The sequence below is a fragment of the Mycolicibacterium sp. CBM1 genome (assembly GCF_054073305.1).
Genome location: NZ_JBSXPP010000007.1, coordinates 84,313 through 96,697 on the forward strand (window position 1 = coordinate 84,313; position 12,385 = coordinate 96,697).

At 69.4% G+C, this 12,385-nt stretch carries 10 protein-coding genes and 1 pseudogene; 7 read left to right on the forward strand and 4 right to left on the reverse strand.

What is annotated here, in order from left to right; genetic code table 11:
- Genes ACXDF8_RS11935 through ACXDF8_RS11955 form a run of 5 tightly spaced genes read left to right on the forward strand, consistent with a single transcriptional unit; the run spans position 1 to position 7,878 of the window.
- Positions 1-369: a heme-binding protein gene (locus tag ACXDF8_RS11935; protein WP_457223469.1), complete on the forward strand. Its 369-nt coding sequence runs from the start codon at positions 1-3 to the stop codon at positions 367-369.
- Positions 370-427: 58 nt separating this feature from the next.
- Positions 428-643 (forward strand): ferredoxin, encoded by a 216-nt coding sequence (locus ACXDF8_RS11940; protein ID WP_457223470.1) that lies wholly within the window; start codon positions 428-430, stop codon positions 641-643.
- Positions 640-2,040 (forward strand): NAD(P)/FAD-dependent oxidoreductase, encoded by a 1,401-nt coding sequence (locus ACXDF8_RS11945; protein WP_457223471.1) that lies wholly within the window; start codon positions 640-642, stop codon positions 2,038-2,040. Before ACXDF8_RS11940 ends, ACXDF8_RS11945 begins: the two co-directional genes overlap by 4 nt.
- Positions 2,041-2,054: 14 nt before the next feature.
- A complete protein-coding gene (locus ACXDF8_RS11950; protein WP_457223472.1) occupies positions 2,055-3,314 on the forward strand; it encodes a cytochrome P450 in 1,260 nt (419 codons plus the stop codon).
- A gap of 52 nt (positions 3,315-3,366) precedes the next feature.
- Positions 3,367-7,878 (forward strand): ATP-dependent helicase, encoded by a 4,512-nt coding sequence (locus ACXDF8_RS11955; RefSeq protein ID WP_457223602.1) that lies wholly within the window; start codon positions 3,367-3,369, stop codon positions 7,876-7,878.
- On the opposite strand, the pseudogene ACXDF8_RS11960 reads toward ACXDF8_RS11955, so the two are convergent.
- Positions 7,875-8,328: pseudogene (locus ACXDF8_RS11960) on the reverse strand (maleylpyruvate isomerase family mycothiol-dependent enzyme). The gene ACXDF8_RS11955 and the pseudogene ACXDF8_RS11960 sit on opposite strands and share 4 nt — an antisense overlap.
- Positions 8,329-8,391: 63 nt before the next feature.
- Between ACXDF8_RS11960 and ACXDF8_RS11965 the strand changes: the two are divergent.
- Together ACXDF8_RS11965 and nei2 are read left to right on the forward strand one after the other, a co-directional pair.
- Complete coding sequence (locus ACXDF8_RS11965; protein WP_457223473.1) at positions 8,392-9,777, forward strand: HNH endonuclease signature motif containing protein; 1,386 nt, start codon at positions 8,392-8,394, stop codon at positions 9,775-9,777.
- 9 nt (positions 9,778-9,786) lie between these two features.
- On the forward strand, positions 9,787-10,551 hold the full coding sequence (nei2, locus tag ACXDF8_RS11970) for an endonuclease VIII Nei2 (RefSeq protein WP_457223474.1): 765 nt from the start codon (positions 9,787-9,789) through the stop codon (positions 10,549-10,551).
- Here the strand turns inward: nei2 and ACXDF8_RS11975 are convergent.
- The 3 genes from ACXDF8_RS11975 to ACXDF8_RS11985 are packed head-to-tail and all read right to left on the reverse strand — an operon-like array spanning position 10,520 to position 12,355.
- Complete coding sequence (locus ACXDF8_RS11975; protein ID WP_457223475.1) at positions 10,520-11,092, reverse strand: DUF1269 domain-containing protein; 573 nt, start codon at positions 11,090-11,092, stop codon at positions 10,520-10,522. The genes nei2 and ACXDF8_RS11975 overlap by 32 nt on opposite strands.
- Positions 11,093-11,123: 31 nt before the next feature.
- The gene (locus tag ACXDF8_RS11980; protein ID WP_457223476.1) at positions 11,124-11,504 is read right to left on the reverse strand and encodes a DUF1330 domain-containing protein; all 381 of its coding nucleotides are present in this window, start codon (positions 11,502-11,504) and stop codon (positions 11,124-11,126) included.
- Entirely contained in the window at positions 11,468-12,355 is an 888-nt protein-coding gene (locus ACXDF8_RS11985; protein WP_457223477.1) for an alpha/beta fold hydrolase, read from the reverse strand. Before ACXDF8_RS11985 ends, ACXDF8_RS11980 begins: the two co-directional genes overlap by 37 nt.
- Positions 12,356-12,385 lie beyond the last annotated feature (30 nt).

Sequence of the window (12,385 nt, forward strand, 5' to 3'; positions counted from 1 at the left end):
ATGAACTCTGCAACTCGCCACATCCGACGCGTCGCAGCGGTGGTCCTGGCCGGCGGCGGCGTACTTGTTGGCTCGGCCGCAACCGCAGCCGCCGACCCGATCCCCAACTGCACGACAGCCGACGTCACCGCTGTGATGACCGGCGTCTCGGCGTCGATGACGACGTATCTGTTCACCCATCCCGACGTCAACGATTTCTTCACCAGCCTGCAGGGCCTGAAGAAGTCCGATGCCAAGCAGCAGACGCAGGACTACCTGGCCGCCAACCCCCAGGTGCGCGACGAGCTCAATGCGATCCGCCAGCCCGGCGTCGACCTGCGCAACCGGTGCAACATTCCCTTGAAGGCCGAAATAGCAAGCGTCATTTAGCTCCCGCGTCAACTTAAATTGCCACGTCGGGCCTCCTGCGGGGCTAGTCTCGGCGGTCATGCGCTTGGTCGTCGATCTGAACAAGTGCCAGGGATATGCCCAATGCGTGCCCCTGGCACCGGACGTTCTCCAGCTGGTCGGTGAGGAGGCCTTGGCGTACGACCCCAACCCCGACGACTCCCAACGGCAGCGGGTGCTGCGTGCGGCGGCCTCGTGCCCCGTGCAGGCCATCATCGTCGAGGTCGACCCCCCGGCTGATCGGGATACCCAATGAGTGGCACGTACTCGCTCGACGAGGTCGTTGCCAAATTTCGCGCCGAGGGCAGGATCGCGATCGTTGGCGCCTCGCTGGCCGGACTGCGTGCTGCGGAGGCGTTGCGAGAGAAGGGCTTCAACGGCTCGTTGACCATCATCGGTGACGAGCCGCACGAACCCTACGACCGGCCGCCGCTGTCCAAGCAGGTGCTCAAGGGCTGGGTGCCCGCCGACCACACCAAGCTGCCGCGGCTGCGCCGGGTCGACGCCGACTGGATGCTCGGCGTGGCCGCCGTCGGCCTCGACCGGGTGAACCATGCGGTGAAGCTGGCCAACGGCCGCGACGTCGGATACGACCGGCTGCTGATCGCGACCGGCACCAGGGCGCGGCCGTGGCCCAAGCCCGAGGAAGGCGCGCTGCAGGGCGTGTTCACCATGCGCACCGTGACCGACGCCGCCGCACTGGCCGCCGCACTCAAGGCCCGCCCGAAGCGGGTGCTAATCGTAGGCTCGGGCTTCGTCGGATCCGAAATCGCCTCGGTGTGCCGCGATCTCGACCTGCCGGTGACCGTCGCCGAGCGCGGCAAGGGCCCGCTGATGGGTGCGCTCGGCGGGGTGATCAGTGAGATCGCCGCCGGCATGATGCGCGACGCCGGCGTGGACCTGCGCACCGGAGTGGCGGTGGAGGGCCTGTCCGGCGACAGCTCCGGGCACGTGCGGCAGGCGCATCTGTCCGATGGCACCGTTCTCGACGTCGACGTGGTGGTGGCCTCGCTGGGCTCGATCCGCAACGTGGAGTGGCTCGACGGCGCGGGCCTGGCGGCCGGCCAGTGGGGACTGGCTTGTGACGCCGGGTGCCGGGCGTTCGACATCAACGGAGTGGTGACCGACCACATCTTCGTCGCCGGTGACGTCGCGCGTGCCCCCCACGTGCTCTACGGGTACGAGTTCCTATCCCAGGAACATTGGGACAACGCGGTTTTCGGAGCTCAGGTGGCTGCCAACAACATGCTTCACCTCGATGTCGGCCGCCGCCCGCACCTCCCGCTGCCGTCGTTCTGGTCGGGCCAGTTCGGAGTGAACGTCAAGAGCGTCGGAGTGTGCTCCTACGGTGACCAGATTGTCTTCACCCAGGGTTCGCCCTCCGAACGCCGCTTCGCGGCGGCCTACGGCAGGCGCGGGCGCATCGTCGGCGCGGTGACCTTCAACCACGGCAAGTGGTTGCCTTACTACGCCTCGCTGATCGAGAAGTCCGCACCGTTCCCGCCACCGCCGCCCGGTTACGACCGTCCGGCGGACGCCGCACCGGTGCCCGCCCGCTTCCCCGATCCGCGTGAACCCGCGGGCAACCCCGACGTGGTGCTCACCGGACACGACCCCACCGACCGCAGCGCCGAGTTCCGGCCGCGCGCTTAAGGAGACACACTCCCATGGACGCCGCCACCGCCTGGGCCGAGGCGATGAAGTTCGAAAACCGCCCGAACCCCTACCCCTACTTCGACGAGCTGCGCAAGACGCCGGTCGCGAAGGTGTCAGACAAGACTTACGTCGTCACCGGATACCCGGAAGCGGTTGCACTGTCCCATGATCCGCGCGTCAGCTCCGACATCAGCCGCAGCCCGTCGGGCCTGTTCGGCGAGCATGAAACCCACCTCGAAGCTGCCGAAGCGGCCCAGGCGCGCGACATGAGCATGCTGGTCTCCGACCCGCCCGCCCACGACCGGATGCGCCGGCAGTTCATGCGGCACTTCGGTCCGCCGCACTCCCCCGGCCTGATCCCCAGCATGGAGGCGATGGTCGCCGACCTCGCCAACACGCTGCTCGACAAGGTCAAGGCACGCGGCGGTACCCGGATGGACGTCGTCGACGACTTCTCCTACCCGATCCCGGTGTCGGTGATCTTCACGGTGCTGGGCGCGCCGCTCGCCGACGAGCCGCAGTTCCACGCCTGGGTCACCGATTTCATGCAGGGCGCCGATGTCGGGCCGGAGGCGCACACCGAGGAGGGCCGCGCCGCCGCGGCGAAGGCCGCAGCGAGCATGGCCGCGCTGAGCACCTACGTCCACGAACTCATCGAGCGCCTGAGCCGCGAGCCGGGACCCGGCCTGCTCTCGGCAGCACTGCACGACGACGGCCCGGACGGGCCCGTGTCGAAGGCCGAGGCGGAGTCCAACGCGATGCTGCTGCTGGTCGCCGGACACGACTCCACGGTCAACACCATCACCAACTGCGTGATGACGCTGCTGCGCAACCAGGGCTCCTGGGATCTGGTCCGCGACGACCCCGACCTGGTTCCCCGCACGATCGAAGAGGTGCAACGCCTGCAGGGGGCGGTGCAGTTCTTCCCTAGCCGCTGGGCCACCGCGGACATCGAGATCGGCGGGACGCGGATCCCGGCCGGGTCAGCGGTCTTCCTGGTGTGGGCGGCCGCGAACAGGGACCCTCGGCGTTTCGCGCACCCGGATCGGTTCGACCCGATGCGGCAGGACAACGAGCACCTGGGTTTCGGCAGCGGCATCCACACCTGTTTCGGCGGGCCGCTGGCCCGCCTCGAGATCAACGTCGCCCTCGAGATCTTCCTGCGCCGGGTGCGCTCGCCGCGGCTGGTCGTCGATCCCCCGCCGTACCGGCACAATCAGGTGTTCCGCGGCCCGCGGCACCTGTGGGTGGACTTCGATTCGATCGACTGAGGTTTCTGTCGGTGGTGGCTGGCACTCTGGACGGGTGAGTTCCGACCAGGCGATGGCCCGGTTCAGCCCCCTGACCCGGGGCTGGTTCGCGGGCACGTTCGTCAAGCCCACCGCGGCCCAGACCGCGGCCTGGTCGGCTATCGCCGACGGTGACAACACCCTGGTCATCGCCCCCACCGGGTCGGGCAAGACGTTGGCGGCGTTCCTGTGGGCGATCGACCGGCTCGCCCACGAACCCGAACGATCGGGCACCCGGGTGCTGTATGTCTCTCCGTTGAAGGCGCTGGCCGTCGACGTCGAACGCAACCTGCGCACCCCCCTGACCGGCATCACCCGCATCGCCGAGCGCGACGGCCTTCCCGTTCCCGCGATCAGCGTCGGCGTCCGCTCCGGGGACACCCCGCCCGCCGAGCGGCGCGCACTGATCACCAAGCCGCCGGACATCCTGATCACCACGCCCGAGTCGCTGTTCCTGATGCTCACCTCCGCTGCCCGCGACACCCTGGCCGGGGTGCAGACGGTGATCGTCGACGAGGTGCACGCGGTGGCCGGCACCAAGCGCGGCGCGCACCTGGCCCTGTCGCTGGAACGGCTCGACGCGCTGCTGGCCAACCCGGCCCAGCGAATCGGGCTGTCGGCGACGGTGCGCCCGCCCGAGGAGGTCGCCCGGTTCCTCTCCGGCAGCAGGCCGACAACCGTCGTCGCCCCGCCGGCGGCTAAGACGTTCGAGCTGACCGTGCAGGTGCCGGTGCCCGATATGGCCAATCTGGAGAACAACTCGATCTGGCCGGACGTGGAGGCCCGGGTCGTCGACCTGATCGAAGCGCACAACTCGACGATCGTGTTCGCCAACTCGCGGCGGCTGGCCGAACGACTCACCGCGCGTATCAACGAGATTCATGCCGAACGGTCCGGTTTGGAGCTGGACGCCCCGCCCAACCGCCAGGTGCCCGGTGGGCCGCCTGCGCACATCATGGGCAGCGGTCAGACCTACGGGGCCGAGCCGCTGCTGGCCCGCGCGCACCACGGCTCGGTGTCCAAGGAGCAGCGGGCCGCCGTCGAGGACGATCTCAAGAGCGGGCGGCTCAAGGCGGTGGTCGCGACGTCGAGCCTCGAACTCGGCATCGACATGGGCGCGGTGGATCTGGTGATCCAGGTAGAGGCCCCGCCGTCGGTGGCCAGCGGACTGCAGCGCATCGGTCGGGCGGGCCACCAGGTCGGCGAGATCTCCCGGGGTGTGCTGTTTCCCAAGCACCGCACCGATCTGATCGGCTGCGCGGTCAGCGTTCAGCGCATGCTGGCCGGGCAGATCGAGACCATGCGGGTGCCGGCGAATCCGCTGGACATCCTGGCCCAGCACACCGTGGCGGCGTGCGCGCTGGAACCGATCAGTGCCGACGAGTGGTTCGACGTGGTGCGCCGCAGTGCCCCGTTCGCAACCCTGCCGCGCAGTGCGTTCGAGGCGACGCTGGATCTACTGTCCGGCAAGTACCCGTCCACCGACTTCGCCGAGCTGCGCCCTCGGCTTGTCTACGACCGCGACACCGGCACGCTGAGCGCCCGCCCCGGCGCCCAGCGCTTGGCGGTGACCTCCGGCGGGGCGATACCGGACCGTGGCATGTTCACCGTCTACCTCGCCACCGAGTCCGAAAAGCCCTCGCGTGTCGGTGAACTCGATGAGGAGATGGTCTACGAGTCACGACCGGGTGACGTGATCTCGCTGGGTGCGACGAGCTGGCGGATCACCGAGATCACCCACGACCGGGTGCTGGTGATCCCGGCTCCGGGACAACCGGCCCGGCTGCCGTTCTGGCGGGGTGACGACGCCGGGCGGCCCGCCGAGCTGGGCCAGGCAATCGGCAAGTTCACCGGAGAGCTGGCCACCCTCGGTCGTGACGAGTTCGAGACACGTTGTGCAGCGCTCGGTTTCGCCGACTACGCCACCGACAACCTGTGGCAGCTGCTCGATGATCAGCGCGGCGCCACCTCGGTGGTGCCCAGTGACACGACGCTGGTGGTGGAACGCTTCCGCGACGAGCTGGGCGACTGGCGAGTGGTGCTGCACTCGCCCTACGGGCTGAAGGTGCACGGCCCGCTCGCGCTGGCGATCAGCCGCCGGCTGCTGGAGCGCTACGGCATCGACGAGAAGCCGACTGCCTCCGACGACGGCATCGTGGTGCGGCTGCCCGATACCGAGGATGCCCCACCCGGCGCGGACTTGTTCGTGTTCGAGGCCGACGAGATCGAGCCGCTGGTCACCACCGAGGTGGGCGGCTCGGCGTTGTTCGCCGCCCGGTTCCGCGAGTGCGCGGCGCGGGCCCTGCTGCTGCCACGGCGCCATCCCGGCAAGCGCTCGCCGTTGTGGCACCAGCGCCAGCGCGCCGCCCAATTGCTGGACGTGGCAAAGAAATACCCGGACTTCCCGATCGTGCTCGAGGCGGTTCGGGAATGCCTTCAGGACGTCTACGACCTGCCGACCCTTACCAACTTGATGGGTCGCATCGCCCAGCGCCGGGTGCGGCTGGTCGAAGTGGAGACGCAGATCCCCTCGCCGTTCGCGGCGTCGCTGATGTTCGGCTATGTCGGAGCGTTCATGTACGAGGGCGACAGCCCGCTGGCCGAGCGCCGTGCGGCCGCGCTGTCGCTGGACAGCACCCTGCTCGCCGAGCTGTTGGGCCGCGTGGAGCTGCGGGAGCTGCTCGACGCGGACGTGATCGCGGCGACGTCGAGGCAGTTGCAGCATTTGTCCGAGGACCGCAAAGCCCGCGACGCCGAAGGGGTGGCCGATCTGCTCCGGCTTCTCGGACCGCTCACCGAGGCCGAGATCGCGCAGCGTTCGACAGCCGCGGACGTCGGCGGCTGGCTCGAGGGGCTGTACGCCGCCAAGCGGGTGCTGCCGGTTTCCTATGCCGGGCAGTCGTGGTGGACGGGCATCGAGGACATCGGCCGGCTACGCGACGCGGTCGGTGTCGCCGTGCCGGTCGGGGTACCGACGAGTTTCACCGAGACGGTGCCCGACCCGCTCGGCGAGCTGATGAGCAGATTCGCCCGTACCCGCGGACCGTTCACCACCGCCGAGGCCACCGGACGCTTCGGTCTGGGGTTGCGGGTCGCCGCCGACGTGCTGGGCCGGATGTCGGTCGACGGCAAGCTGGTGCGCGGCGAGTTCATCGCCAGCCCCGATGCCGATCAGTGGTGCGACGCCGAGGTGTTGCGCATTCTGCGCCGCCGTTCGCTGGCCGCGTTGCGGGCGCAGGTGGAACCCGTCAGCACCGCGGCCTACGGGCGATTCCTGCCGGCCTGGCAGCAGATCGGTGGTTCAGCTGCCTCGGGCGTCGACGGGCTGGCCGGGGTGATCGACCAGCTGGCCGGGGTGCCAGTCCCGGCATCCGCGGTCGAGCCCCTGATCCTCTCCCCGCGGGTGCGCGACTACCAGCCGGCGATGCTCGACGAGCTGCTGGCCTCCGGCGAGGTGACCTGGTCGGGGGCGGGGTCGATCTCCGGCAGCGACGGCTGGATCGCGTTCCACCACGCCGACACCGCGCCACTGACCCTCGCCGTGCCTGCCGAGATCGAGTTCACCGACACCCATCGCGCCATCTTCGACGTACTGGGATCGGCCGATGAGGCGCGCGGCGCGTTCTTCTTCCGCCAGCTCGTCCAGGGCCCCGAGGACGAGTTCAAAACCGCGCTGTGGGAACTGATCTGGGCCGGCTGGATCACCGGTGACACCTACGCCCCGGTGCGCGCGATGCTGGCCGGCAGCCGCCGACCGGGGTCGCGCCGGGCGGCCGCACCGGCGCACCGCCAGCGGCGAGCACCGCGGCTGAGCCGGTACTCGGTCGCGCATGCGCAGGCCCGGCAGAGCGATCCCACGGTCGCCGGACGGTGGTCAGCACTGCCCGCACCGGAGCCGGATTCGACGGTGCGAGCGCACTTCACGGCCGAGATGCTGCTGAACCGGCATGGTGTGCTCACCAAGGGCGCGGCCGCCGCCGAGGGCGTGCCGGGCGGATTCGCCATGCTGTACAAGGTGCTCACCGGGTTCGAAGAGGCCGGCCGTTGCCAGCGCGGCTATTTCTTGGAGTCACTCGGCGGGGCGCAGTTCGCAGTGGCCTCGACGGTCGACCGGCTGCGAACCTACCTCGACGGGGTGGACCCCGAACGCCCGGACTATCGCGCGGTGGTGCTGGCCGCGGCGGACCCGGCCAATCCGTACGGTGCGGCGTTGCCCTGGCCGGCGCGGCCCGATGCCGACGCCGGGCACCGGCCGGGCCGCAAGGCGGGTGCGCTGGTGGTGCTGGTCGACGGTGAGCTGGTGTGGTTCCTGGAGCGTGGTGGGCGTTCGCTGCTGAACTTCAGTGCCGATGACGAGGCCCAACGGGCGGCGGCCGGGGCGCTGGTGGAACTGGTGAACAGCGGTCGGCTCGGCGGGGTGCTCGTCGAAAAGCTGGACGGCGTATCGGTTTTGGAGGCCGCCGCACACGCGGGCCGGAAGACCACCGCCGAGGCGCTGGTCGATGCCGGGTTCTCCCGCACCCCGCGCGGGTTGCGGCTGCGCTAGGTCGGGGCGGTGAGCTCGGCCAGCGCGCTTGGTCGGCCTGCCATCGCCATCAGGATTGTTTCGCCCGGGCCCCAGACCGGCTCGCCGTGCCCGGCCGACCACTCGACGTCGGTGGCGATCAGCCGATAGCGACGGGCGGCCCAGGCTCCGCGCAGTACGGGCGACGAATGTCTTGTTGGTGAATCATGCACTCCACCAGCGCCACCCGGCCCCCGAAGCCTGCGCCGACAGGTCGCGCGCGTTGAGCCGATCGATGCCCAGTCCGGCGCGGAACAGCGCTCCGACGAAGGCGGCGCGGCTGCGGTCGAGGTAGGCAGTCACGTGGGCGGCCACGTCTCGGACACGCCACTGCCCGCACAGGCTCGGCGCTTCCCATTGCGCGGCGGTCAGCCCCGTCAACAAATCCGCGAAGTCAGTGCGCTCCGCGGCGGCCATCGTCATCACGTTCATCCTTGGATGAGGGTCGCACAAGGGAGCCCAGAATTGTCACCGGGTAGTGACACAATAGAACACATGTTCGAAGAACTCGATGAGCTCGCGCTCCTCGACACCATTCGCCAGGCGCAGCGGGCCGAGCGGGTCGCGACCGCTCACCGGCTCCTGGCAGCCGGCCGGCTGTGCCAGCGCCGAATGAACGACGTCGACACCGCCGAGCGTCAGCAGTGGTGCGTCGACAACTGGGATTCGGTTGCCGCGGAAGTCGGGGCCGAACTCGGCATCAGCCGCGGCCGTGCGTCCACCCAGATGGACTACGGCCTGCAGCTCATCGAGCGGCTGCCGAAGCTGGGCGCGCTATTCGCCTCCGGTGCCGTCGACTTCCGTGTGATGGCCGCGGCGGTGTTCCGCACCGGCCTCGTGACGGATCTGGGGGTGCTGGCGGCGATGGACGAACGCCTGGCAGCCACCGCAGACCAGTGGAACTCGTTCTCGCACAAGAAGCTCACCGACGTCATCGATTGGCTGGTCCGCGAGTTGGATCCGAACGCGGTACGGCTGGCGCGCAATGCCGACGCCGACCGGCACGTCGAGGTCGGCCCGGCGGGCAACGGCATGGCCGAGGTGTGGGGACGAGTCCGTGCACCGGACGCGGCCGCGCTCGACCGACGGCTGGATCAGCTCGCCGCGTCGGTGTGCCGCGACGATCCCCGAACCAAGCGGCAGCGACGGGCCGATGCGCTGGCGGCGCTGGCCATCGGAAACACGGCAATGATGTGCGAGTGCGGGTCTGATACGTGCCCCGTCCGCGCGGACGGCGTAGAGCCGGGCCAGATCGTGATTCACTTGCTCGCCGAGACGGCCTCCGCCCCAGCACTACTGCCCGGTTACGGCACGATACCGGCCGAGACGGTGCGGGCACTGGCCGTGCGGGCCAAGCTTCGGCCGATCATCGACGGCAAGAAGCTCAGCGCCGAGCCGCGGTACCGGCCGTCGACCGCACTCTCGGAGTTCATCCGGTGCCGAGATCTGACGTGCCGGTTCCCCGGATGCGACTGCCCCGCCGAATTCGCCGACATCGACCACACCGTGCCGTACCCGTTCGGGCCGACGCACCCGTCCAACCTGAAACTGCTGTGCCGGGTACACCACCTTTTGAAGACCTTCCACACCGGACCCAAAGGCTGGCGCGACACTCAACAACCCGACGGCACCGTCATCTGGACATCCCCGAGCGGTCGCATCTACACGACCAAACCTGGCGGTGCACTTCTGTTCCCGAAGTTCTTCACTCCCACCGAGAAACTCGCGCTACCGGATACCGCGAGCCTGCATCTCCGGCCGCGACGGGGGGTGATGATGCCCGTACGTCGGCAGACCCGGACCCAAGAGCGGGCCGCACGCATCCGCTGGGAACGCGAATGCAACGAGGCGAAGACCACCGCCGATCCGCCGCCCTTCTAGGCTGGAACCATGCCCGAAGGCGACACCGTCTTCCACACCGCGGCCAACCTGCGTGAGGCCCTGGTCGGCGAGACGCTGACCCGTTGCGATATCCGCGTTCCGCAGTACGCCACGGTGGATCTGAGCGGCCACACCGTCGACGAGGTGATCAGCCGCGGCAAGCACCTGTTCATCCGCGTCGGCCCGGCCAGCATCCACTCACACCTGAAGATGGACGGCAGCTGGCGGGTCGACCGGCGCGGCAAGCCGGTGCCGCGCGCCCACAAGATCCGAATCATCCTGGAAGCCGGTGAGATTCAAGCCCTGGGCATAGACCTCGGCATCCTGGAAGTCCTCGAGCGCGACCACGACGACGACGCCGTCGCCCATCTGGGCCCCGACCTACTGGGTGACGACTGGGATCCCGATCTCGCCGCGACGAACCTGACCGCCGATCCGGACCGACCGATCGCGGCCGCGCTGCTGGACCAACGAAACCTGGCCGGCGTCGGCAACGTCTACGCCAACGAGCTGTGCTTCATCTTCGGCCGCCTGCCCACCAGCCCGGTCGGCACGCTCACCGACCCACGCCGCGTCGCCACCCGCGCGCGAGACATGTTGTGGGCCAACCGCAGCCGCTGGAACCGCACCACCACCGGCAATCGCAGGGCCGGCCAGGAACTGTGGGTCTACGGCCGCGCCGGCCAACCCTGCCGACGTTGCGGTACCCCCATCCGGCGTGCCGAGACCGACACCGAACGGATTACCTACTGGTGTCCGTCGTGCCAGCGATAGCCTCGGCGACCAGGTCATCGAGAGTGCTGATGGTCGCCCGATCCAGCCGCAGCGATCGCATCTCCGCCGCGCGCACCAGGGTCGATTCCACCGGCCCCCGACCGTTGGCATAGACCAGCGCGATCACCACACCGGTGCCGGCCTCAAGAGCGGCGCCGATCTCGTGCTGCAGCCCGGTGCGCAACTCATGTTCGGCGAACGCCCCGACCAGCGCACCCGCGGCCCCGCCGACGACAACCGCCAGCCCCACCGGCGGCAAGAAGAGCCCCACGAGGATTCCCATGCCTGCGCCCAACCCGGCCGCCACCCGGCCGTGGCGATTCTGCGCCTCGATCACGTGCGGATGCCCCTCGGCGTCCTTGGTCACCAGAGCGGCGGCGCGCAACTCCAGGCCGTGCTTGATCCGCTTCTCCAACTCCCCGAAGTCGGTGCGCGCCGACTCGAGGTCGCGGTAGGCGGCAATGAGGACCAGCTCGTGATCGTCGTCCATACCGCCAATCGTGACCCAGGTCACTGCCACCCGCCAGGGACCGAAGGTCACCACCGGCAGGGCATTGCGGCCTATTGGCCGATCAGCCGACCACCCATTGCGAGGTGGCGACCAGGTCGCCCTGCTCCAGCGCCGCGGCGCGATGCTCGTGCACCTGCTGGTAGCCCGGGTCGCTGACCATGTTGACGAAGGCCTGCGGTGTCGGATACTCGACCACCAGGATGGCGTCCCACCACGGGTGCTCGCCGTCACCGATGACGTTGACCGGCGATGTCCCGGCGTAGCGGATGGCGGCGCCCACCCGATCGAGATGCGGCTGGACCTCGCGCCCGTACTGCAGGTAGCGCTCGCGGCCCTCGCCCTCGTTGAACTTGAGCAGGTTGATCATGAACACCGGAGCGTCGGCGGGCAGCTCCGCGAAGGCATTCAGGTTGACGGGCCGGGTATCGACGACGTTGGACATTCAATCTCCTTGTGCGGTTTGAGTATTGATCGGCGCAGGAACGGCACGACGTGCGCGGCAACCTGCTCGGTCTGCTCCAGCCACGGCCAGTGGCCGACGCCGGGCAGGATCTGGATGTCGGCGCGCGGGAACGCCTGCGTCTGACGGTAGGCCAGTTCGGCGGGCAGGTACGAGTCGGCGCCGCCCCACACCACCAGGGCGTCGTGGTCAGCCGAGCGCAGCCGCGGGGCCAGCGCGGCGACGTCGTCGACGCGGGTGGACCGGTAGAGCTTGAGCACCGCACGTTTGGTCTCGGCCGGCACCAGGTGACGGGCGATCGCGTCCGCCCACTCCCGCGACAAGCCACGGTTCTCTCGGCCCAACACCGCCCGGGCGACGCTGAGCGTGGTCCGGCGCATCATGAACTCGCCGAGCAACGGGGTGCGCCAGATCCGCGCCATCCGGTGCCAGCGGTAGCCGATCATCACACCCGTGTTTAGCAGGGTGACGCTGGCGACCAACTCGGGGTGGTCGGCGGCCCAGGTCAACGCGAACGGCCCGCCGAAGTCGTGGGCGACCAGGTGCACGCGGTCGATACCGAGCTGACCGATCAGGCCGTGGAGGAACCGCGCGTACCCGGCCACGGTGTAGTCGCCATCCGCCCGCGAGTCGGCGGCACCGAAGCCCGGCAGATCCGGCGCGACGACGGTGGCGAACTCGGCGACAGGCACCAGCAGCGGCATCCAATCACCACCGGCATCGGGGTTGCCGTGCACGAACACCACCGCCTCGCCGGGTGCACCACGACCGCCGATCAGCACCGAGGTGGTGATGCCGTCGACGGTGATCCGCCGGGTCTCGATCGACGTCATACCCGCCATGCTGCCGCACCCGCCCGCCTG

Coding starts and splice junctions, on each gene's coding strand:
- nei2 (WP_457223474.1), top strand. CDS start 9,787: ATGCCCGAAGGCGACACCGTCTTCCACACCGCGGCCAACCTGCGTGAG.
- ACXDF8_RS11940 (WP_457223470.1), top strand. CDS start 428: ATGCGCTTGGTCGTCGATCTGAACAAGTGCCAGGGATATGCCCAATGC.
- ACXDF8_RS11955 (WP_457223602.1), top strand. CDS start 3,367: ATGGCCCGGTTCAGCCCCCTGACCCGGGGCTGGTTCGCGGGCACGTTC.
- ACXDF8_RS11945 (WP_457223471.1), top strand. CDS start 640: ATGAGTGGCACGTACTCGCTCGACGAGGTCGTTGCCAAATTTCGCGCC.
- ACXDF8_RS11965 (WP_457223473.1), top strand. CDS start 8,392: ATGTTCGAAGAACTCGATGAGCTCGCGCTCCTCGACACCATTCGCCAG.
- ACXDF8_RS11950 (WP_457223472.1), top strand. CDS start 2,055: ATGGACGCCGCCACCGCCTGGGCCGAGGCGATGAAGTTCGAAAACCGC.
- ACXDF8_RS11985 (WP_457223477.1), bottom strand. CDS start 12,355: ATGACGTCGATCGAGACCCGGCGGATCACCGTCGACGGCATCACCACC.
- ACXDF8_RS11980 (WP_457223476.1), bottom strand. CDS start 11,504: ATGTCCAACGTCGTCGATACCCGGCCCGTCAACCTGAATGCCTTCGCG.
- ACXDF8_RS11935 (WP_457223469.1), top strand. CDS start 1: ATGAACTCTGCAACTCGCCACATCCGACGCGTCGCAGCGGTGGTCCTG.